Origin of the sequence: Chryseobacterium gilvum, from assembly GCF_025628965.1 — a bacterium.
GTDB lineage: Bacteria > Bacteroidota > Bacteroidia > Flavobacteriales > Weeksellaceae > Chryseobacterium > Chryseobacterium gilvum.
In genome coordinates, this window is record NZ_JAOTEN010000001.1 from 1,104,942 (window position 1) to 1,127,320 (window position 22,379).

Below are 22,379 nucleotides of genomic sequence, written 5' to 3' on the forward strand. Positions count from 1 at the left end.
TTTGTTAGTCTTATTAATCCCCAAATTTAATAAAAAAAACCGACTTTGGACCGTCCTGAACTATTAAAAAAAATATAAAGGAAATATTTGATTAAAATTTATTTATAAACTGACAATGAAAGCTTTACATTTACATTCTGACCCTGAACAGGGGCTTCAATAAATGTCTGATACAGATCACCATAGCGCATTTCGTCTTTTTTAGCTTTCTGAATAAGCTGCTGAACTGCCTTTATTCTGCCTTCATAAGAACCTTTGTAATAGATGATGTAATTCTGGGTAGGATTCACGGACCTGAAACTGAAATTATTATCTGTAATCCCTGTTTTTTTCGACAATGGAATCCCAAAAAAATAAGAAACTTCTTTATCTTTAAAATTATCGGCATCGGTAATTAAAACGGGATATCCTATTTCATCATTTTTTTTGCCCATATCCATTGTTACAAAGTTGTACACTTTATTATAATTCATCACAATATTCCTGTACAAAGCATCTTTTTTATTGGAACTGCTTACATTTACCCCCAGAATCATTTTTTCCTCTTCATTTTCCACCATGAGGCTGTCATATTTGATAGAAGCGAGCTGATTGTCTTTTTGTACTTTATTGCCCAAGACATTTCTGAGATTAAGCATGCTATTATCTATATTTTCAGCAAATTTATCTTCGGTCCAAAAATTCTGAGCCCTTTCCAATACAGATAATTTCGGGGTGTAAACAAACCATGTTATTTTTGTTTTATTGGCAGAAAGCGGCTTAAACTTAATGTCAACCATCGTAGGGTTTTCGTTCTCGTCTTCAAAAAGCTGATATCGTAATGTTTTATTCGGGTTCTGATACCGGATAAACATCTCACCGTTATTGTCATTTTTAGGATCTGTATAGCTAATAGCGCTTCCTGTTCCTTCGTACGGCGTGTAATAATCGATAACAATGGTTTTAGAGCTTGAAAAATAATTGTTCCAGCGTGTAAAATTCTGCAAATTATTGAACTGGTTAAAAACTTTATCCAAAGGATAATCTATTTCTTTTTCAATCTTAAAATTTTTACTGTCTTCTACAAAATAATACATGGAAGCGGCATAAGCTCCCACCAGCAAAACAATAATTACAGCTATGATTTTAAAAAAACGCATGGCACAAAAGTAATACAAATAAAAAAAGTGACCAATATCTTGATCACTCAGTTGTATGTTATTTTAAATACTATCCGATGTGGGTTCCGGGCAGCATGACGGCGCCTTTTTTCACAACGACAATTCCATCCTGAACAGAATAGGTTCCGTAATCTCCGTCTTCCAGATGTTTCCCACCGATAATCCTTACGTTATCACCGATAAAACAGTTTTTATCTAAAATCGCTTTCTCAATATAGCAGTACTTCCCGATTCCCATGTTGGGATAGCCGTTTCTGTCATTGTTGACGATTTCTGCCGTATTCTGATAAAAATCTGCTCCCATGATGTAGGAATTGACAATGGTACTTCCTTTATCAATTCTTGTACGGTTTCCGATCACAGAATTTTCAATTTTATCAGCCAAGATAATACATCCGTCCCCGAAAACAGCTTTGCTTACATACGAACCGTTGACTTTTGACGGCGGAAGCATTCTGGCTCTCGTGAAAATGGGTGAAGATGAAAATAAGTTAAACTGAGGGAAATCCTGACAAAGATCCAGATTGGCTTCGTAGAACGATTCTATCGTTCCAATATCCGTCCAATATCCTTCATACTGATAACTTAATGTGGTATATTTCCCAATGGAATTCGGTATGATATCTTTTCCAAAATCGTCACCTGCACCATCGTCGAACATTTTTTTCAGGATGCTTTTTGAGAAAATATAAATTCCCATGGAAGCTAAATATTCTTTTCCTAAGCTTTTATTAACTTCTGAAACTTCAGATTTTAAATCATTTAAAGCATCATATCCCGGTTTTTCAACAAAAGAAGTAATATTGCCTTCATCATCAGATTTTAATATTCCGAATCCTGTCGCGTCTTTTGCGTTAACAGGGATAGTAGCAATCGTAACATCCCCTCCGTTTTTAATATGATAATCCATCATTTCACGAAAATCCATCTGGTAAAGCTGATCCCCGGAAAGAATAAGAATATATTCATAATCGTATTTTTCAAGGTGCTTCATTGACTGACGGACCGCATCTGCGGTTCCCTGATACCAGCTTTCATTTTCAACATTTTGCTCTGCCGCCAAAATATCCACAAATCCATTGCTGAAAATATCAAAATGATACGAGTTTTTGATGTGTGAATTTAGAGAGGCAGAATTAAACTGGGTAAGGACTAAAATTTTATTTAATCCTGAATTTAAACAGTTTGAAATCGGAATATCGACCAATCTGTATTTTCCGGCAATCGGAACTGCGGGCTTAGACCTTGTGTACGTTAACGGAAAAAGCCTGGTTCCTCTACCTCCTCCCAAAACAATGGAAATAACATTGCGATTCATAAATTATTTGTGGTTTTTATTTTTTGTATAAGTTTATATATTTTTCTGCAGACTTTTCCCATGCAAAATCAAATTTCATATTAGAAAGAATGAGATCATTCATTATTTTTTGCTGATTATAAATATCAATCCCTCTTGTTATCGCGTGAATAATGTCATCTACTCCGGGATAGGTAAAATTTAATCCTGAACCTCCTGTCGAGATATCTTTTACAGTATCTTTCAAACCGCCTGTATAGCTCACGACAGGTACAGTTCCGTATCTCATGGCATACATCTGATTCAGCCCGCAAGGTTCTACGCGTGAAGGCATCAACAAAAAATCTGCCGAAGCGTAAATTTTATGCGAAAGATATTCTTTATATCCTATATCTGATGCAAAATTGGCATATACATAATTCAGTTCCTGAAGTTTATTTTCGATATAAGCGTTTCCGGATCCGAGAATAATGATGTTGAGCGCGCCATACGTTTGTTTAATACTTCTCCACACTACATCAGGAAGTAAATCTGCGCCTTTTTCTGTAGCAAACCTTCCGATAAATGCGAATAAAGGCAAATCTGGGTTTAAATCATACTCTTTACAAAGCTTCTCCTTATTTTTCTTTTTGATTTTAAGCACGTTTTTGATGCTGTAATTGTAATCGAGCATAGAATCTGTTTCCGGGTTCCAGACATCATTGTCAATTCCGTTAATAATTCCGTAAGCTTTCGAAAACTCTTCCCGTACGAGACTTTCAAGACCTTTAAAGCTGATGAAAAGCTCTTCCAGATACCCTTCTGAAACTGTTGTAAAAGCGTGTGAACATTTGATCATACAGGCTAAAGGATTAATGAAACCATTCCAATCCAGCAATCCCCATTTATAATGATCGAAAGCAGGCATGTACTGAATCATATCCCACTGCATCATTCCCTGATATTCTCCGTTATGGATGGTCCCTATTGTTTTAACGCCTTTTAAAAAACTGAATTCGGGACAGTGCTCCACCATAAAAGGAACCAGTCCTGTATGGTAATCATGACAATGCAGTACATCCGGACGAATCTGCATCGCAGTCAGCCAGTGTAAAACACCATGCTGAAAAGCCAGAAACTGGAAGTTTTCATCCTGATAACCATAAGGATTTTCGCGGTCTAACAATCCGGGAATCTTCACCATATACAATTCAAATCCCAGAACATCTGTTTTTTCTTTTATAACCTGAACCTGCAGCATATTCTGACCCTGATGTATAAAACCGTCGAAAACCACTTCAAAATTGTGCTCGTAAATAAAAGGCTTATTGTACCAAGGCATCACGACTTTTGCATCAACGCCTTCTATTTTGTTCTGATACTTTGGCAATGCTCCCACAACATCTGCCAAACCGCCTACTTTTGCGATAGGATAACATTCTGTACTGAGGTGATATATTGTCATTATTTATTTTTATGCTGTTTTATTCGCTGTAATTTATACTTTTTGTCTTTCGTCATTCTTAAAACAATTCCTGCCAATGGAGGCAGCTTTATAGAGATCGATTTTGGCCGGTTCATCCATTCCTCATGCTCTTCTTTGAAAAGATCTGCCTCTACTCCGCTTCCGCCATATTTTTCGTCATCAGAGTTGAAAATTATTTCCCAGTGTGTTGCCAGATTGACCCCTATTTTATAATCAAAAACATTGGGAGTCATATTCAAAACAACCATAAGCACATCATCTCTTTTTTTCCCTTTTCTTAGATATGTAAAAACAGAATGGGTCTCATCGTTGGCTTCCACCCATTCAAAACCATAATGATTAAACTGATTTTCGTATAGCGCGGTCTCAGATTTATATAAATAATTAAGATCTTTTACCAGATTCTGCAAACCTTTGTGCACCGGAAAATCAAGCAAATACCAGTCTAAACTCTGTTTGAAGTTCCACTCGCCGGTCTGCCCGAATTCGTCTCCCATAAACAGAAGTTTGGCTCCGGGATGGGTAAACATGTACATAAATAAAGTACGGAGATTGGCAAATTTCTGCCATTCGTCGCCCTTCATTTTATAAATCAGGCTTGCTTTTCCGTGTACAACTTCATCATGTGACAGCGGCATCATATAATTTTCATTATACATATACATGGATGAAAAAGTAATTTTATGATGGAAATACTTTCTGTTTTCGGGCTCTTCTTTAAAATATGCCAACGTATCATGCATCCATCCCATCATCCATTTCATTCCAAATCCCACTCCACCATCATGAACAGGTTTTGTAAGCTTCGGAAAGTCTGAACTCTCTTCGGCAATCGTGATGATAGTATTGCCGAATTCTTTATAAACGGCCGTATTAAATTCCTGTAAAAAAGTTTTTGCCTCCAGATTTACATTTTCCCCGTAAATATTCGGTTCCCATTCGCCTTCATTTCTTGAATAATCCAGATGAAGCATCGAGGTAACCGCATCTACACGCAGACCGTCTGCGTGATAACGGTCTAACCAAAACATGGCGTTCGAAATCAGGAAAGATTTCACTTCATTTCTGCCGTAATTAAAAATATAGGATTTCCAGTCGGGATGAAACCCTTTTCTAGGATCTTCATGTTCATAAAGAAAGCTTCCATCGAAACGGTGAAGCCCGTTTGCATCTCCGGGGAAATGAGAAGGGACCCAGTCTAAAATAACTCCGATATCGTTTTTATGCAGTTCATTAATTAAAAACATTAAATCCTGCGGGGCGCCAAACCGTGAAGTGGCTGCAAAAAATCCTGTAATCTGATATCCCCAACTCGGATCATAAGGATATTCCATCACCGGCATGAATTCTACATGCGTAAATCCCATTTCTTTAATATAGGGAATCAGTTTTTCTGCTATTTCTCTGTAATTCAGAAATTTATCCGGGTTTAAAGAATCTCTGAGCCAGGAACCTAAATGCATTTCGTAGACTGAAAGCGGTGCATCAAGACTGTTTTTCTCTCCGCGGCTATCCATCCAGCTTTCATCCTTCCATTCGTACCATGTTGTAGAAACCAGGGATGCAGCCTGAAGATTCTGCTCCCAACTTACCGCATACGGATCACTTTTTTCTAAAATTTTGCCTAAATTTTCAATCGCATATTTGTAAAGCGTACCCCAAGTCAGACCCGGGATAAAACCTTCCCAAATCCCTGAACCGTCCCATCTTGGGAATAAAATATGGTCTTTATGATTCCAATTATTAAAGTTTCCGATCACAGAAACTTTTTTGGCATTAGGAGCCCACACGGAAAAATAAACGCCTTTAATCCCATCCTTTTCTACGGAATGTGCGCCAAACTTTTCGTATAATTTATAATGTTTTCCTTCTCTGAACAGGTAAACATCATGATCTGTGAAAAGTGTGTAGGTCTTTACTAAATTCATCATAATGGTTTTAAACTGATCAATCTCACAATAACAATCATTAAAGTTAAAACACCAAACAATTGTCTCAGACGATGACTATCAAATATATGAATTTTTCCTTTTGCGAAGAGTGTTTTTTATTAATTTTAAATAACTGATATAGAAATATTTTTTATACTTTTATCCGTTAAATTATTAAATATATTCTAAGCACAAATATGAAGTTTACACTCTATACGGATGAGGCAGATGAAAGACCTGTATTTATAACCGGAAATTTTAATTCATGGAATCCTAAAGACTTTGATTTTCAGCTTACACAAAACGATCCCAACAATTATGAAATAGACATCAGCGATGACCTGCTCACGGAAGAAATTGAATATAAATTTACAAAAGGAGGATGGGAAAATGTAGAGCTCGATCAATATGGAAGCATTACCCCCAATAAAAAAGCACTTCGTGCTCTTGGTACCGCGTACAATACGGTTGAAAAATGGAGATTAAACTGGGGACCCTTTAAAGATGAGTTTTTCCCTATTGCAGAGATCATTTCTGAAGAATTTTATATTCCGCAGCTTGATAGGCACCGTAAAATATGGGCATTGCTTCCGTATGATTATTATGTGTCTGATAAAAAATACCCCGTTTTGTATCTTCAGGACGCTCAAAATCTTTTTAATGAAGGAAGTGCATACGGAAACTGGGAAATCGACAAAAAACTTTCCATTTTAGCAGAATACGGCCGTGGAGATGTCATTGTAATTGCTGTAGAACACGGAAGTGAAGAAAGAATTAAAGAATACATTTTTGATAATGACAATATTGCGAACGGTTCTGAAGGCAAAAAATACATCCGGTTTATCACCGATACTTTAAAACCATTTGTTGATGAGCATTACCGCACCAAAAAAGACCGCGACAACACAGGAATCGGGGGAAGTTCTCTGGGCGCTTTAATCAGCATTTACAGCGGATTTCTTTATCCGGAAGTGTATTCAAAACTGCTTATCTTTTCACCATCACTTTGGGTAGAACCTGATAATAATTTTCCGATGATGCCTTTCAGGGTTCCCTTTAAAACAAAAATTTATTTATACGGTGGCGAAAAAGAAGGTTCAAAAATGGTAAAAAGAATGAAAATTTTTGAAAACTATCTGAGAAAGTGGGAAAAGAAAAACCTTTTTGATTTTGAGTTCAGAACCAATATAAACCCGGAAGGTTCACATAATGAATTTTATTGGTCGCAGGAATTTCCGAGGGCTATAGAATGGCTTTTTTACAATAATACAGAAAACCCTGTTGAGGTAACCCCGCATCAGGATAACATACAGAATAAAAACATATCATGACGCTACTTAATAAAAAGAATAAAACATACAAACAGGTTTTCGAATTGTTCACGGAAGAATCCTGGAATAAAAACAGCAAAAAATATCACAAAAACATTTCCCTTTTCTTTACCGGAAAGAAATATGAAATTTTCATTAGTATCACAGAAGAAACCGTTACGTATTTCATCGGTCTTGGGAAGAATACCATCCAGAATTTTGAATTTCAGCAGATTGCCGTAAAATTTTCACAGATTCATAAAAACAATTTACAGGCTGTCCCTACATTATTACTGGCAGATCTTATCAATGAAAAACAGTTTGAAGAATTTTTAAAAGGTCTTTATCTGGGAACCTATGAATATCCGTTTGAAAAAAACCATATTCTCTGGAACGAAGATTTTGAAATTCATTTTGGCAATCTAAGCCAGAAAAAACTAGACGCGGTCAGCTTAAGAACCGACGCTTTATGTGAAGGACAAACCGCTTGTCAGGATTGGCTGAATAAGCCGGCAAATCTTAAAAGACCCGAGATCTTCAACCAATACCTTAAAAATATAGCCAAAAAAAATCAGTTAAAGTACACCGTTTTTAACAGGAAAAAATGTGAAGAACTGGGTTTAGGAGCCTTTCTTGCCGTGAATCAGGGAAGCGCATATGATGCAGCTTTTACCATTTTGGAATACAAAACCACCGTCAAAAATGCCAAAACTTTCGGATTGGTAGGTAAATGCGTTTTATTTGATACCGGGGGAATTTCTATCAAACCTTCAGACAATATGCATTATATGAAATCTGATATGGGAGGCGCAACGGCTGTAATCGGAGCGCTCATCTATGCATCACAGATGAAGCTGCCTGTTAACATCACCGCAATTTTACCTGTTACAGACAATGCTGTTTCTGAAAACGCATATTTACCAAGTGACGTCATTACCGCCTATAATGGAAAAACCATCGAAGTGCTCAATACCGATGCGGAAGGAAGAATGACTTTGGCAGACGGACTTTCTTATATGGCTAAAAATTACAAAACCGATGTACTTATTGATCTGGCTACTTTGACGGGAAGTTCCGTACGAATGTTCGGAGATACTTGTGGCGCTATGTTTTCTAATAATGACACATTGAAAAACCTACTAATTAAAACCGGAGACAAAACTAATCAACGATTATGGAATCTTCCTTTATGGGATATCTGGAAAGAAGATTTTAAATCTGACGTCGCAGACTTTAAAAACATCTCCATGAAACCTATCGGAGACTGCATTATCGCGGCAAAATTTCTCGAAGAATTTATTGAAGGCCACCCAAATTGGGCGCATCTGGATATTGCCGGTGTAGCATTCGGAAATGTAGGATATGCTAAAGAAAAAGCGGCAACGGGATTTGGCGTACAGTTATTGGCCGATTTAATTGAAAATTATCACTAAAAATTAGTTTAATTCAAAATTTCTCTGTATAATTGAGTAAGAATTTTACAAATACTCATCGATTCTCGATTTTTAACAATAAAAAATCAATAAAAAATCGGTTTTATTTTTGAATATTCATCAAAATTAAAAGAACATTATATGGAGGAGAAAACTATTGTATGCATTTCGTGCTATTACAAAGGTTATGATTTTATGGACGAGATGAAGAAACTCGGCAATAAAATAATTTTAATAACTTCTGAAAACCTTAAAGAAAAAAACTGGCCCTGGGAAGCCATCGATGAGGTTTTTTACATGCCCGAAATGAAACCTTCCGTATGGAATCTTGATCATCTTGTGCAGGGATTTTCTCATCTAATGAAAACCCGGAAAATAGATGCCGTGATAGCTTTGGATGATTATGATGTTGAAAAAGCAGCCTTAATCAGAGAGACCTTCCGCATTCCGGGAATGGGTCAGACAACACACCGTTATTTCAGAGATAAACTGGCAATGCGCCAAAAGGCAAAGGATTCAGGAATAAATGTACCGGAATTTACTGCCGTTTTCAATAATAAAGAAGTTGAAAATTTCACCGATAAAATTCCTGCTCCATGGGTTTTAAAACCACGTTCGGAAGCTTCGGCATCCGGAATTAAAAAGCTAAAAAATAAAGAAGAACTCTGGGAAGCACTGGAAAATCTGGGTGAAGAACGCCATTTATTTCTTCTCGAAAGCTTCAAACCCGGAGATGTGTATCATGTAGACAGCCTTACTTTTAATAAAGAAATTGTATTCACTTCTGCTTCAAAATATCTTGCGCCTCCTATGCAGGTATCGCACGAAGGAGGGGTGTTCAGAACCAAAACTTTAGGCCGCTATTCCGAAGAATTTAAAGCACTGGATGCAGCCAATGCAAAAGTGTTGCTGAACTTTGGTTTGCTGAACGGTGCCACTCATACAGAGTTTATCCGTGGAAAGGAAGACGGAAAATGGTATTTCCTTGAAACCTCTTCCAGAGTAGGCGGCGCACATATTCCTGATTTGGTGGAAGCTTCCAGCAATATCAATATCTGGAGAGAATGGGCAAGAATTGAAGATGCTCTTCTCCGTTCAAAAAATTATGAAGTTTCAAAACCTACCGGATATTATTCCGGACTGATTGTTGCGCTGATTAAAGATAAAAATCCTGATTATGAGCAGTTTCAGTGTGATGAAGTCGTGAAATTTATTCCGATTGACTATCATGTGGGAATCGTTTATAAATCGAAAGATTCTGACACGATTGTTGAAAGACTGGATCGGGCAGCAGAAAAAATTCATGCGCAGCTTCTCAATATTATTCCACCCCAAGAAAAACCGACATCATAAGACCTGAATTAACTGGCTTTATATTATTAGGCCGGTTAATCTTACTTAATTTCAGATTGATAAAAAACTAAAATCCAAAAAATACAATACATGCCGAATATAGAACATACCGATTATTATTCACATATATTAGGAACAAGTCTTAAAGTAGAAGTAACAGGACATTACGGATATCCGATCATCATGTTTCCCACTTCTCAGGGACAGTATACTCAGAATAACGACTTTCATCTCAACAGCAGCATCAGTTCATTTGTAGACCAGGGAAAAGTTAAATTATACAATATCCAGACAATTGATGCATGGAGTTTTTATGATGAAAAAATATCTCCTCAACAGAGAATAAAAAATTACGAACTATACGTACAGTTTCTGATTCAGGAATTTGTGCCGTACATTCAAAAGCTTCATAATACCCATCGCGTTGCGGTTGCAGGAGCAAGCTTCGGAGGATATCATGCGGCTAATTTTGCATTTAGGTTTCCGGATGTTGTTTCGCATTTATTTTCGCTTTCCGGAGCCTTCAGCATCAGAAATTTTATGGATGGATATTCTGATGAGCTGGTTTATTTTAACTGCCCGAGAGAATTCGTAAAAAATGATGAAGCCTGGAAGTATAAACATATGCATATCGTTCTCAGCACTTCAGACGAAGATATCTGCAGAGACAAAAATATAGAAATGGCAGACATTCTGAGATCAAAAGGTATTGATTTCTGGTATGATGAAAAAAGATGGATCAATCATGACTGGCCGCTTTGGCGAATGGCATTTTCGGATTTTATAGCAACATTCTTTTCATAAAATTAAATCATTATAAAAATATTAAAAACAAAAATTATGGCAAAAAAAGTAGGAATTTTATTCGGTATGGAAGATACCTTTCCATGGGCATTTATTGATAAGGTAAATGAGCTGGGAAAAGGAGAAATTGTAGCTGAAGCGGTAAGTATCGATAAATTGGAGCAGGGTGCAGATTATGGCTACGCAGTAATTATTGACAGAATTTCACAGGACGTTCCTTTTTACAGAGCATATCTTAAAAACGCCGCTTTGAACGGGACTTATGTGATCAATAACCCTTTTTGGTGGAGCGCAGATGAAAAGTTTTTCAATAATGCACTGATGTCAAAACTGGGAATCCCTCTTCCCAATACCGTTTTATTACCTTCTTCCGAAAGACCTACCGATACTTCAGAAACTTCATTCAGAAATCTGAAATTTCCTCACGATTGGGATTATATTTTTAATTATGTGGGTTTCCCTGCTTATATGAAACCTCACGACGGTGGCGGCTGGAAAAGCGTTTACAGAGTAGAAAGCCCTGAAGACCTTTGGGAAAAGCTGGCTGAAACAGAACAGCTTGTGATGATGGTTCAGGAAGAAATTGTTTTTCAGGATTATTACAGGGTTTACTGTTTAGGTAAAAAATACGTGCATATTATGCCGTATGAGCCGAGAAATCCGCATCATTTGAGATATGCGACTACCCATCAAACAGCTGGAGAAGATTTAGAAAAACTATTGAAAGTGATTCATGACTACACCATCAAGATGAATGAAGCTTTAGGATACGATTTCAATACGGTAGAATTTGCCGTAAGAGACGGGATTCCTTACGCGATCGATTTTTGTAATCCTGCACCGGATGCAGACAGAAACTCCGTAGGTGAAGAAAACTTCGCGTGGATCGTCGAGCATTCTGCAAAATTAGCCATCGAAAAAGCAAAAGAATATGTACCTGGAAAACAGAATATTTCCTGGGGAACTTTTGTAAAAGATTCAGTAAAATAAACCAAAACAAAAACACTGAAAAAAAATGCATCAATTTACTATCGGTATTGAAGAAGAGTATCAGATCATCGATTTGGAAAGCAGAGATCTTGTTTCCCATGTCTCTAAAATTATTGAAGGCGGCAAAGCGGTTCTGAGTGAAAACTTAAAACACGAAATGCACGAATCTATGATTGAAATGGAAACCGGCATCTGTCAGAATATCCAGGAAGCAAAAGCTGAACTCACCAATTTGAGAAGACATCTTATCAATACCGCTCATGAACAAGGACTTCGTGTTTCCGGAGGCGGAACGCACCCTTTTTCAAACTGGGAACACAATACCATCACCAACGGTGAACGTTACAATAAAATTGTAGATGATATGGGTGATGTAGCGCGTGGAAATCTTATTTTCGGGCTGCACGTTCATATTGGCATCCCAAATCGTGAAGAAGGCGTAAGAATACAAAATGTAATGCGCTATTTTTTACCCCATGTTTATGCCTTGTCTGTTAACTCACCTTTCTGGATCGGAAGAAAAACAGGGTTCAGATCATACAGGCAGGAGATTTTTGTAAAATTTCCACGAACCGGGATTCCGAGTTATTTTAATTCACTGGCAGAATTTGACAGCTATGTAGATCTCCTGGTAAAAACAGGTACAATTGACAATGCCAAAAAAATCTGGTGGGATCTGCGGGTGCATCCATTCTACCCCACTATCGAATTCAGGATCTGTGATATGCCGCTAAGAATTGATGAAACAGTTTGCCTTGCTGCTATTATGCAGAGTCTGGTTGCGAAAATATATAAGCTTCATCAGCAGAATTTAAGTTTCAGAAGCTACAGAAGGCTGCTCTTAAATGAAAACAAATGGCGCGCCTCAAGAGATGGAATACATTCACAGCTGATTGATTTTGGAAAAGAAGAATCTGTACCGTATGCAGATTTATTAAAAGAATTGCTGGAATTTATCGATGATGTCGTAGACGAACTGGGCTGCAGAAAAGAAGTGGAATATGCATGGACAATTCTTGAAAACGGAACCGGCGCAGACCGGCAGTTAAAAGTATACGAAGAAACCGGAGATTTGAAGAAAGTCGTAGATTATATGATTTCTGAAACAGAATACGGAATTACCCATGGTGAGTTTGCTCCATAAATTTTTAATAAATTTGCAGAAAATAAGAAGATATGAATGATCTGAGAATTGCTTTACTGGATATGAATAACAATCATATCAATCAGGGATTTAAGAATATTAAAGAAATTTCTGAAGCATTCCGTCAACAGTCTGAAGAAAACATCAGCATCGAAATATTTGATGTAAGATATAAAAATGAAATTCCGGCTATAGATAACTTTGATATTTTCATCTCTTCGGGCGGTCCCGGAAATCCTCACAGAGAAGGATATGAATGGGAGCAGAAATTTGCTGATTTTTTAGATTCGATATATCAGTTCAATAAAGAAAACGAAAAGAAAAAATATCTTTTTTTAATCTGTCATTCTTTCCAGTTGGCAAGCATTCATTGGAACCTGGGCAATATCTGCAAAAGAAAATCATATTCTTTCGGCGTCATGCCTGTGCATAAAACTGAAGAAGGCGAAAATGAATTTTTATTTAAAAATCTTCCGAATCCTTTCTATGCAGTAGATTCCAGAGCATATCAGTTTATAGAGCCAGATCATGATCGTTTTAGAGAATTGGGAATGGAAATCGTCGCTATTGAAAAATTCCGACCTCATATCAATCTTGAACGAGCAGTAATGGCAGTGCGTTTTTCTGATGAGATTTTCGGTACACAGTTTCATCCGGAAGCTAATCCTGAAGGAATGATTGAAAACCTGAAAGACGATAAAAACAAAGATGCGATGATTGAAAATTTCGGAATGGAAAAATATCTTGAAACATTAGACAGGATGAATGATGAAGATAAAATTTTACTTACCCAGTCACAAATTCTACCCAGGTTTCTCAGATTTGTAAAAAAAAACATTTTGAACACCGTTGAGGCAATCGCTTAACAGCAAATAACTAAACTATTATAAGAAAATCGGGCATTATTGCTCGATTTTTTAAATCACAAAAGAAAAAGAATTATGATTCCAAAATACAGAAAACAGTTTAATCAGGAATTTTCCCAGGAAAAATATGAGCAGTTTAAACAGATTTTAAAAGAAAAAAGCGGCATAGATGCGGCCTTCAGGATTTCTGAAAGCCCCATGTTTCTTTCTATGGATTTTAAAAATAAACTGATGGATGCCAGTGAAAGTATCATAGATCAGATCAAAGCCTTACCTGAAGATACTCTGGAAAAAGCAGTCCCTCAAAATTGCAAAGTTCCTAACGATACCAAACAACCCCATTTTTTCACGATTGATTTTGGAATCTGTAAAAATGAAAACGGAGAAATAGAGCCTCAACTAATAGAGCTTCAGGCGTTTCCGTCTTTGTATGCTTTTCAGAAAACCTTTGAAGACACGTTTTGTGATGTCTATCCTTTTTTAAATGATATCAGGAATAAAATGCCAAAGGAGCAATTTGAAGTTTACATGAAAGACTTAATTATAGGCAAAGAAAATCCTGAAAATGTCATTCTTCTTGAGATTTATCCCGAAAAGCAGAAAACAGCCATTGATTTTGTGCTGACCGAAAAATTATTAGGCATAAAAACGGTTTGTCTTACAAAAGTAAAAAAAGAAGGCAAAAAATTATATTACGATAACAATGGGAAAATGACCGAGATTAAAAGAATTTATAACCGTGTTATTTTTGATGAGTTAGACCGCATTCCGGATTTACAGGTAGAGTTCGACTTTCGTGATGAGATAGACGCAGAATGGGTCACACATCCCAACTGGTTTTTTAAAATTTCTAAGTTCCTTCTACCAATGCTTGAGCACCAATATGTTCCGAAAAGCTATTTTCTGCACGAATTTCCGGAGGGTGAGAATCTTGACAACTTTGTACTCAAACCTTTATTTTCTTTCGCCGGAAGTGGTGTAAATCTGAACCCCACCCGTGAAATTACCGATGCAATTGAAGATAAGGAAAATTATATTTTACAGCGAAAAGTAAACTACGAACCTGTTTTTGAAGACATCAATGGTGAATTTTCTAAAGCGGAGATTCGTCTGTTGTATATTTGGCGGGATCAGGATGATCGCCCAATTTTACTGGAAAATCTGGGAAGGATGACTAAAGCCGCGATGGTAAATGTAGATTTTAATAAAAAAGACGCAATCTGGATCGGCAGTTCTAACGCTTTCTTTGTTGATTAAATTTTATGGAAGAACAATCACCTTTTGAGGCATTCGATTTACAGAACAAGCCTCTAAAACGAAGACGGAAACTGTTACCGTTATGGATAAAAGTTTTTATCTGGATTTTCTTTTTTGCTGCATTTGTAAGTATTCTTTTCTTAGCATTTGGTTTCTATTTAAATACTATTAATCTTTCGATATATGGTTTAAAAACTGAAGATGTTTATACCCCAACAGGAATTTTCACCTGTATTCTTTATCTCTATAAAGGTGCGGTATCGTATGGTTTATGGTTTGAAAAAGATTGGGGACCGAAAGCCGGGATTATTGATGCATTTGTAGGTTTTTTAGTCTGTATTTCCGTGATGGTAATCATTCCCTTTTTTACAACACCCCATTTTAATCTGAGGCTGGAAATCTTGATACTCATTCCCTATCTGAGAAGCATGCAAAAATTAGAATACAGCTGGAAAAGAACATAAAAAAATCTCCGAAATTATCGGAGATTTTTATTTATACAAAGTTTATAATTAATTGAGTTTGTTTACATCTTCCTGCAATTCTTTTGCCTGATATTCCTGAACCAGGTCGATCGCATTCGATATTACATCACTTAGCGCCGTAATGAAGGTACCTTCCTCAGCCATGCTCATTGCGTGTTTCAATGCTTCAATCTCTTTAGGGATAATTTCATAACTTACGTCTCTTCCCGCCTGGTGAATCCCGTCGATAATCAGACCATTAATTTCTTCTTCTTTTCTTCCGCGAAGGTGTTTCTCGTTTCGGATAATGATGTAATCAAACATTCTTCCGGCGATTTTCCCGCAAAGTTTGATGTCTTCGTCTCTCCGGTCTCCCACTCCTGAAATAATTCCTATCTTTTTGGTAGATTCTACATTTTTAAGATAATCTTCAATCGCTTCATATCCTGCAGGATTATGGGCAAAATCAATTAATACCTTAAAGTTTTTAAATTTAAAAATATTCAGTCTTCCCGGCGTAAGCTGTGCACTTGGAATAAATGTTCGCAAAGAATTTGAAATATCTTCAATCCCAAATCCGTGAAGATAACAGGCTAAACTTGCCGCCAATACATTGGCAATCATAAATTTTGCTTTTCCTTCCATCGTAATCGGGAAATCTTTAGCCTTTCCGATCCTGATTTTCCAGTCTCCTTTTTTAATGGTTACAAAACCTTCTTCGTACACACAGGTTGTTTTGCCTTCTTTTGCAAATTTTTTGATGTATTCGTTGTTTTCATCAAGACTGAAAATCGCAACATTGCTCGGCAAGTCATTGATGATTCTCATCGAATACTCATCTTCAGCATTCATTACACTCCATCCGTTTTTCTTAACCGCGTCCAGAACTACTCTTTTCACTTTGGTAAGATCTTTCAGGTTATGAATATCGTTTAAACCTAAATGATCTTCTTTAATATTGGTCAAAACCCCGATATCGCATTGCGAAAATCCTAACCCGGAACGCAAAATTCCGCCTCTTGCTGTTTCCAAGACCGCAAATTCTACTGTAGGATCCTTTAATATAAATTCTGCTGAAATAGGACCGGTTGTATCTCCTTTAGTCAGCATGGTATTGTGGATGTAAATTCCGTCCGAGGTGGTAAAACCAACTCTGTACCCGTTATTTTTTACAATATGTGAAATTAATCTTGTCGTGGTGGTTTTTCCGTTTGTTCCCGTAACAGCAATAATGGGTATGGTAAAAGGTTTTCCCTGCGGATACAGCATGTCTACAACCGGGGCCGCAACATTTCTCGGAAGTCCTTCACTTGGGGCAAGGTGCATTCTGAAACCCGGAGCAGCATTTACTTCGATAATCGCGCCACCGCTTTCTTTTAACGGCTGGGTAAGATTTTCTGCCATAATGTCGATTCCGCAGACATCCAATCCAATGATTTTAGAAATTCTCTCCGCCATCGTAATGTTTTCCGGATGTACCATATCGGTCACGTCAATGGAAGTTCCGCCGGTTGAAAGATTGGCAGTCGATTTAAGGTAAACAACTTCTCCTTTCTGTGGTACGGTTTCTAAAGTATAATGCAGTTTTTCGAGCAGTTCCAAAGTATCTTTGTCTACAGCGATTTCAGTCAGCACATTTTCATGACCATACCCTCTTCTGGGATCTTTATTTTCTTTGTTGATCAACTGCTGAATATTATGCTCACCGTCGCCTATTACATGGGCAGGAACTCTTCTTGCCGCAGCAACCATTTTATTATTAATGACCAAGACTCTGAAATCATACCCCGTAATGTACTTTTCAACAATTACTTTAGCCGAATATTTCTGAGCATGTTCCAGACCCGATAGAGAAGCCTCCCAATCATTGACATTGATTGATGAGCCTTTCCCATGATTACCGTCAAGAGGTTTGATCACAACCGGATACCCGATTTTTCTGATAACATTTTGAAGCTCTTCTTCGTTGGTAACCAATTCACCGGTAGGAACGGGGATTGCAGCACTGTGCAGCATTCTTTTGGTAAGCTCTTTATTACAGGCAATATCTACCGCAATAGAACTGGTTTTACCGGTAATCGTTGCCTGAAATCTCTGCTGATTGACGCCATATCCCAACTGTACAAGAGAATTGCTTCCTAACCTGATCCAGGGGATTTTTCTGGAAACCGCTTCTTCAACAATACTTCCGGTAGAAGGCCCCAAACGTACACGTTCCCTGATTTCTTTAAGATTCTGAATACAGGTATTAATGTCATACTCTCTTCCTTCCGTTAAGGCTAATGCAATTTCTACAGCCTGTTCAGCAGCGTAAATACCTGCATTTTCTTCAATATAATCAAATACTACATTATAAACTCCCGGAGTACGGGTTTCTCGGGTTCTGCCAAAACCGGTTTCCATACCTGCCAAAGTCTGTATTTCGAGGGCGATATGTTCGATGACATGACCCAGCCAGGTTCCGGTTTCTACGCGGTGAAAAAATCCGCCACGAGTACCTTCGGAACATCTGTGTGTAATTAAAGATGGCAACAGAATTTCTAGCCTTTCTCTGAAACCGTCAATTTTATTGGTCGGGAAATTTTCCATCTCTTCAAGATCCAAACGCATTTGTATGAGTTTTTTTCTTCTTATGCTCCAAATATTCGGTCCTCTTAATGCTTGTATCTTCTCAATTTTCATAGTATAATCGTCTCTTTGTATATTAATAAAAATATCTTTTAGATCAAAGATAATCTAAAACCTTAAAAAAAAACATGACTACGAAACTTTTATTAAAATATTTTAAAAATAAGAAATGATAAAAACCGTTACATTTTGTTTAAAAAACGAAGGATATTTTCGTAAACAATTAAATATTTTTTAACTTTGCAGGCTATGAAACCTGTTGGAAAATTAATTATTATCGGTGGAGCTGTAAATAAAGGGAGTTTCTCCGAAACCGATTACGATCAAAATGTTGAAAAAAATCTTAATTTTTTTGAGAGAGGCATTTTAAGAAAAATTATTACCGAATCTAAAAATAAAGAAAACTCAACCATTGAGGTGATTACCACTGCATCTCAGATTCCCGATATTGTAGGGGCAGAATATAAAAAAGCTTTTGAGTTTTTAGGCGCCAAAAATGTAAATATTCTTGATATTCATAACCGGGAAGAAGCAAATTCTGATGCCATCGTAGCGAGAGCCAATGCTGCAGACGTGGTCATGTTTACCGGCGGAGACCAGTTAAGGCTTACTTCTATTTTAGGCGGAACAAGATTTCATGACACTATTTTACTTAAATATCTTGAGCAGGATTTTATCTATTCCGGGACTTCGGCGGGAGCTGCAGCAGCTTCGGAAAATATGATTTACCAGGGAAGCAGTTCTGAAGCATTATTAAAAGGCGAGATAAAAACCACACAAGGTTTAGGGTTAATCGATAATGTGATTGTCGATACCCATTTTGTACAGAGAGGAAGAATCGGGCGTCTTTTTCAGGCGGTTGTTAATAATCCCAGAACTTTAGGAATCGGTTTGGGAGAAGATACCGGGCTTTTTATTTACAACGATACCATGACTGCGGTAGGTTCAGGGCTTGTAATCATTGTTGACGGAAGGTTTATCAAAGATACCAATCTTACAAATATCAACCTGGGTGAACCTATATCAATAGATAATCTTACGGTACACGTAATGTCAATGAATGATCATTATGATCTCACTACCCGAAAGTTGACCATAGAAAATTCGCAGTATAATCCTATACCTCAGATATAAAATTGATAAAAGTGAAGATTGCTTCACTTTTTTTATATTTAAACATTAAAATCAAAATTCATGAAAATTATTATACACGGAGGTTTTTTCTCTGAAAGCGGGCAAAGCCATGATATAAAGATTGCCAAACAGAATTCATTAAAAAATATCGCTCAGAAAGCATTTGCCTATTTACAGTCTCATTCTGCTTTTGATACAGTGGCTTATGCCGTATCACTATTGGAAGATGACGAATTATACAACGCGGGAACGGGATCTCAGATTCAAAGCGACGGAATCATTCGCATGAGTGCAGCGATCATGAATGGTAGCAGCCAGAAAATGAGTGGCGTAATCAATATTGAAAATGTGAAGAACCCTGTTTTTGTGGCAAAAGAACTGATGAAAGAGGATGATAAAGTGTTGGGAGGAATAGGTGCGAAAAATTATGCAACAGAACATGGCTTTGAAAATTTCTCAACAGAAATCCCACAGAGAAGAAAAGAGTATGAAGAAAAACTGAAAAACGGCGGAAAAGGAACTGTAGGATGTGTCGCATTTGATAAAGAGGGAAAATTAGCAGCCGCAACGTCTACAGGAGGAAAAGGTTTCGAAATTCCAGGCAGAATATCCGATTCTGCAACAGTAGCAGGAAATTATGCCAATAAATTTTGTGCGGTAAGCTGCACCGGAGTGGGCGAAGATATTGTAAGTAATGCAACCGCAGCAAAAATTGTCACAAGAGTCACTGATGGAATGGACCTGAAAAAGGCTTTTGAAAAAACTTTCAACGAATTAAAAGAGATTGATGGTTTCGCAGGTGCGATAGCGATTGATCAGGACGGAAATATTTACCATCAGGATTCCTATCCTACCATGGTTTTTGCAAGCTTTGACGGAGAAAATTTTAAAACATTTGATTAAAATTTAACAATATTTTATAATCCCGAAAATTTTTTTGGCACGTATTTTACATAACAGTTGGTATAACAAATTTTATATCACTTTAAAATAAAAAATCATGGGAAATAAAACAAATGGCTTATTAGCCTTATTAGGATTAGGTGCTTTGGCATATTGGAAATACAAAAAATCAACACCTGAACAGCAGCAGGTAGTAAAAGACAAGATTAACACTGCAAAAGATAATCTTAACAGATGGGGAAATGATCTTAAAGACAAAGCAACTGATGTAGCGTCTCAAGCTCAGAATAAATTTGAGGAAGTTAAAGCGAAAACAGAAGATTCTCCTTCTAATATTTAGAACATTATTTTAACATTCATATTACAAAAAAGTCATCATAACAGATGACTTTTTTTTGCTTTAATGGCGTAAACCATAGGTATTTTATCCCCGAATTTTGTGATTCTCCATTTTCCTTTTTCACACTCTTCTATGTGTTTAAAACAGGGATAAGGCGACCAATCAAACTCCTGAAATTTTTGTATGACCAAATTTTTATGGATCAGGTTTTGCAGAACATCCGATAAAGGGTGATTCCATGATACATATTCCTGAGTAATGTCCGCCGAAAAATCTGCATAGGTTCCTTCCAGCGTTTCAATGATTGTTTTTTTATTAAAATAATTGTAAACAATATGGTTAAAATCATCATCATACATCCAGATTACAGGATGAAATTCTGCCATTACAAACTGACCGTCAGGTTTTAAAAAATGGCTTACTACACTTGCCCACTTTTCAAGATCCGGTAACCACCCGATTGTTCCGTAACTTGTAAAAACAATATCAAATTTCTGGTCTAGAACAGCAGGAAGCTCATAAACATCTGAACAAATAAATTCTGTGTCTGTTTCACATTGTTTTGCCAGACTTCTGGCCGTATCTATTGCTTTATCTGAGAAATCAACTCCGGTAACTTTTCCGCCAAGTCTTGATAAAGAAATAGAATCCTGGCCAAAATGACACTGCAAATGCAAAATGCTTTTGCCCTTTATATCCCCTAAAAGTTCAAGTTCGATAGAATTCAGAGAAGTTCTTCCCTGTATAAATTCGTCTACAAAGTAAAAATCTGATTTAACATGGGGCTCAACTCTGGCGTTCCAGGAATTTTTATTGATTTCTAAATAATTTTTCATGGCATTTCCTGGGTAATAAATTTTGTAGTCGGTAAAAGAGTCTGTGCACGCAGCACTTCTTGGGATGAGATATTATTTCCAGTGATATACATTACTCTCAGCTTTTTCATTTTTTCCAATCCCGGTGGGAAAGAAGTAATTTTATTTTTACGAATATCCAAAACCTCAAGATTTCCCAGGTTATAAAATTGGCTTAAACCTTCATTTGTGAGTTGGTTTTCATTCATAAAAAGACCAGTGAGACTTGTCATACCTCCGATTCCTGCAGGAATTGTACTTATCTGATTTTTGTATATATCAATACGCTTCAAGTTTACCAATTTATATAATGCTGCCGGAAAAATGGTAAACGCATTATTATTAAGATGCAGGGTTTTTAATTTTTGCAGTTTAGAAAATCCGTTAGGTAAAGTTATGAGAAGATTATGTGATAACCAGCAATCATCAATATTGGTAAGAGAGCCTATTTCTTCGGGAAGTTCAGACATCAGGTTACCACTGAGCGATAAAGTTTGTAAATTTTCCAGTTTCTTTATAGAAGACGGAAGATTTCTACCAGGTTTTCCTTCTGCACTTTTCAAGCTTCTGATATCTAAGCCTCTTGACATAGCAAGTCTTTTTAATGTTTTCAGCTTCCCGATATCTTCCGGAAATTCAAAATAGCTGTACTGAGCATATTCTAAATCTTCCAGTGATTTCAAATTAAAAATTACAGGAGACACTTTAACGGTAAGCATGTTGTGCAGGGCAAGCTTTTTTAGCTGGTTCAATGAAGCAAATTCTTTAGGAAAATCTGTGATTTTATGACCTCCTGTAAGCATAAAAAACTCAAGATTTTTAAAATTTGAAATTTCCTTAGGAATACTTTTCAATTGATCAGATTCGCTTATGGTGAGCGATTTGATATTCCATTTAAAAATATGTTCAGGAAAAACGGTAATTTCCGAAAGTACCACCTGATCACTTTCTTTACTGAGATCCTGCTTTGGAATTTCAGGCACTACATCATATTGAGCATGTACCGATAAGGATGCAAAAAGTGCGAATATTATAATTTTTTTCAT

General features: G+C 36.8%; 19 protein-coding genes. 12 read left to right on the plus strand and 7 right to left on the minus strand.

Annotated elements, in window-relative coordinates:
• Positions 1–98: 98 nt before the first annotated feature.
• From N0B16_RS05180 to glgB, 4 genes are all read right to left on the minus strand, one after another.
• Complete coding sequence (locus N0B16_RS05180) at positions 99–1,139, minus strand: SRPBCC family protein (protein ID WP_262989665.1); 1,041 nt, start codon at positions 1,137–1,139, stop codon at positions 99–101.
• 70 nt (positions 1,140–1,209) lie between these two features.
• Positions 1,210–2,478, minus strand: coding sequence for a glucose-1-phosphate adenylyltransferase (locus tag N0B16_RS05185; protein ID WP_262989666.1), 1,269 nt, complete (start codon positions 2,476–2,478; stop codon positions 1,210–1,212).
• 16 nt (positions 2,479–2,494) lie between these two features.
• Complete coding sequence (locus N0B16_RS05190; protein WP_262989667.1) at positions 2,495–3,901, minus strand: glycogen synthase; 1,407 nt, start codon at positions 3,899–3,901, stop codon at positions 2,495–2,497.
• On the minus strand, positions 3,901–5,850 hold the full coding sequence (gene glgB, locus N0B16_RS05195) for a 1,4-alpha-glucan branching protein GlgB (RefSeq protein WP_262989980.1): 1,950 nt from the start codon (positions 5,848–5,850) through the stop codon (positions 3,901–3,903). Before glgB ends, N0B16_RS05190 begins: the two co-directional genes overlap by 1 nt.
• 200 nt (positions 5,851–6,050) lie before the next feature.
• Here glgB and N0B16_RS05200 point away from each other — a divergent pair, with 200 nt between their 5' ends.
• From N0B16_RS05200 to N0B16_RS05240, 9 genes are all read left to right on the plus strand, one after another.
• Positions 6,051–7,184 (plus strand): alpha/beta hydrolase-fold protein, encoded by a 1,134-nt coding sequence (locus N0B16_RS05200; protein ID WP_262989668.1) that lies wholly within the window; start codon positions 6,051–6,053, stop codon positions 7,182–7,184.
• Positions 7,181–8,596 (plus strand): M17 family metallopeptidase, encoded by a 1,416-nt coding sequence (locus tag N0B16_RS05205; RefSeq protein WP_262989669.1) that lies wholly within the window; start codon positions 7,181–7,183, stop codon positions 8,594–8,596. Before N0B16_RS05200 ends, N0B16_RS05205 begins: the two co-directional genes overlap by 4 nt.
• Positions 8,597–8,737: 141 nt before the next feature.
• Positions 8,738–9,949, plus strand: a complete 1,212-nt coding sequence (locus N0B16_RS05210; protein ID WP_262989670.1) for an ATP-grasp domain-containing protein — start codon at positions 8,738–8,740, stop codon at positions 9,947–9,949.
• Positions 9,950–10,039: 90 nt separating this feature from the next.
• Positions 10,040–10,753, plus strand: a complete 714-nt coding sequence (locus tag N0B16_RS05215; protein WP_262989671.1) for an alpha/beta hydrolase-fold protein — start codon at positions 10,040–10,042, stop codon at positions 10,751–10,753.
• A gap of 36 nt (positions 10,754–10,789) precedes the next feature.
• Positions 10,790–11,743, plus strand: coding sequence for an ATP-grasp domain-containing protein (locus N0B16_RS05220; protein WP_262989672.1), 954 nt, complete (start codon positions 10,790–10,792; stop codon positions 11,741–11,743).
• 25 nt (positions 11,744–11,768) lie between these two features.
• Positions 11,769–12,887 carry a carboxylate-amine ligase gene (locus N0B16_RS05225; protein ID WP_262989673.1) on the plus strand — a complete coding sequence of 373 codons (1,119 nt, stop codon included), beginning with the start codon at positions 11,769–11,771 and terminating at the stop codon, positions 12,885–12,887.
• Positions 12,888–12,919: 32 nt separating this feature from the next.
• Complete coding sequence (locus N0B16_RS05230) at positions 12,920–13,753, plus strand: type 1 glutamine amidotransferase (protein WP_262989674.1); 834 nt, start codon at positions 12,920–12,922, stop codon at positions 13,751–13,753.
• 75 nt (positions 13,754–13,828) lie between these two features.
• Positions 13,829–15,010: a hypothetical protein gene (locus N0B16_RS05235; protein ID WP_262989675.1), complete on the plus strand. Its 1,182-nt coding sequence runs from the start codon at positions 13,829–13,831 to the stop codon at positions 15,008–15,010.
• A 5-nt stretch (positions 15,011–15,015) separates the two neighbouring features.
• Positions 15,016–15,474 (plus strand): hypothetical protein, encoded by a 459-nt coding sequence (locus tag N0B16_RS05240; RefSeq protein ID WP_262989676.1) that lies wholly within the window; start codon positions 15,016–15,018, stop codon positions 15,472–15,474.
• A gap of 48 nt (positions 15,475–15,522) precedes the next feature.
• On the opposite strand, the gene cphA is transcribed toward N0B16_RS05240, so the two are convergent.
• Positions 15,523–18,156 carry a cyanophycin synthetase gene (gene cphA / locus N0B16_RS05245; protein ID WP_262989677.1) on the minus strand — a complete coding sequence of 878 codons (2,634 nt, stop codon included), beginning with the start codon at positions 18,154–18,156 and terminating at the stop codon, positions 15,523–15,525.
• Positions 18,157–18,351: 195 nt separating this feature from the next.
• Here cphA and N0B16_RS05250 point away from each other — a divergent pair, with 195 nt between their 5' ends.
• From N0B16_RS05250 to N0B16_RS05260, 3 genes are all read left to right on the plus strand, one after another.
• Entirely contained in the window at positions 18,352–19,236 is an 885-nt protein-coding gene (locus N0B16_RS05250; protein WP_262989678.1) for a cyanophycinase, read from the plus strand.
• A gap of 60 nt (positions 19,237–19,296) precedes the next feature.
• A complete protein-coding gene (locus tag N0B16_RS05255) occupies positions 19,297–20,139 on the plus strand; it encodes an isoaspartyl peptidase/L-asparaginase (RefSeq protein ID WP_262989679.1) in 843 nt (280 codons plus the stop codon).
• 97 nt (positions 20,140–20,236) lie between these two features.
• A complete protein-coding gene (locus N0B16_RS05260; RefSeq protein ID WP_262989680.1) occupies positions 20,237–20,479 on the plus strand; it encodes a YtxH domain-containing protein in 243 nt (80 codons plus the stop codon).
• 35 nt (positions 20,480–20,514) lie between these two features.
• On the opposite strand, the gene N0B16_RS05265 is transcribed toward N0B16_RS05260, so the two are convergent.
• Positions 20,515–21,315, minus strand: a complete 801-nt coding sequence (locus tag N0B16_RS05265; protein WP_262989681.1) for a class I SAM-dependent methyltransferase — start codon at positions 21,313–21,315, stop codon at positions 20,515–20,517.
• A complete protein-coding gene (locus N0B16_RS05270; protein WP_262989682.1) occupies positions 21,312–22,379 on the minus strand; it encodes a leucine-rich repeat domain-containing protein in 1,068 nt (355 codons plus the stop codon). The genes N0B16_RS05265 and N0B16_RS05270 overlap by 4 nt, the downstream gene beginning before the upstream one ends.

Coding starts and splice junctions, on each gene's coding strand:
- N0B16_RS05180 (WP_262989665.1), bottom strand. CDS start 1,139: ATGCGTTTTTTTAAAATCATAGCTGTAATTATTGTTTTGCTGGTGGGA.
- N0B16_RS05185 (WP_262989666.1), bottom strand. CDS start 2,478: ATGAATCGCAATGTTATTTCCATTGTTTTGGGAGGAGGTAGAGGAACC.
- N0B16_RS05190 (WP_262989667.1), bottom strand. CDS start 3,901: ATGACAATATATCACCTCAGTACAGAATGTTATCCTATCGCAAAAGTA.
- glgB (WP_262989980.1), bottom strand. CDS start 5,850: ATGAATTTAGTAAAGACCTACACACTTTTCACAGATCATGATGTTTAC.
- N0B16_RS05200 (WP_262989668.1), top strand. CDS start 6,051: ATGAAGTTTACACTCTATACGGATGAGGCAGATGAAAGACCTGTATTT.
- N0B16_RS05205 (WP_262989669.1), top strand. CDS start 7,181: ATGACGCTACTTAATAAAAAGAATAAAACATACAAACAGGTTTTCGAA.
- N0B16_RS05210 (WP_262989670.1), top strand. CDS start 8,738: ATGGAGGAGAAAACTATTGTATGCATTTCGTGCTATTACAAAGGTTAT.
- N0B16_RS05215 (WP_262989671.1), top strand. CDS start 10,040: ATGCCGAATATAGAACATACCGATTATTATTCACATATATTAGGAACA.
- N0B16_RS05220 (WP_262989672.1), top strand. CDS start 10,790: ATGGCAAAAAAAGTAGGAATTTTATTCGGTATGGAAGATACCTTTCCA.
- N0B16_RS05225 (WP_262989673.1), top strand. CDS start 11,769: ATGCATCAATTTACTATCGGTATTGAAGAAGAGTATCAGATCATCGAT.
- N0B16_RS05230 (WP_262989674.1), top strand. CDS start 12,920: ATGAATGATCTGAGAATTGCTTTACTGGATATGAATAACAATCATATC.
- N0B16_RS05235 (WP_262989675.1), top strand. CDS start 13,829: ATGATTCCAAAATACAGAAAACAGTTTAATCAGGAATTTTCCCAGGAA.
- N0B16_RS05240 (WP_262989676.1), top strand. CDS start 15,016: ATGGAAGAACAATCACCTTTTGAGGCATTCGATTTACAGAACAAGCCT.
- cphA (WP_262989677.1), bottom strand. CDS start 18,156: ATGAAAATTGAGAAGATACAAGCATTAAGAGGACCGAATATTTGGAGC.
- N0B16_RS05250 (WP_262989678.1), top strand. CDS start 18,352: ATGAAACCTGTTGGAAAATTAATTATTATCGGTGGAGCTGTAAATAAA.
- N0B16_RS05255 (WP_262989679.1), top strand. CDS start 19,297: ATGAAAATTATTATACACGGAGGTTTTTTCTCTGAAAGCGGGCAAAGC.
- N0B16_RS05260 (WP_262989680.1), top strand. CDS start 20,237: ATGGGAAATAAAACAAATGGCTTATTAGCCTTATTAGGATTAGGTGCT.
- N0B16_RS05265 (WP_262989681.1), bottom strand. CDS start 21,315: ATGAAAAATTATTTAGAAATCAATAAAAATTCCTGGAACGCCAGAGTT.
- N0B16_RS05270 (WP_262989682.1), bottom strand. CDS start 22,379: ATGAAAAAAATTATAATATTCGCACTTTTTGCATCCTTATCGGTACAT.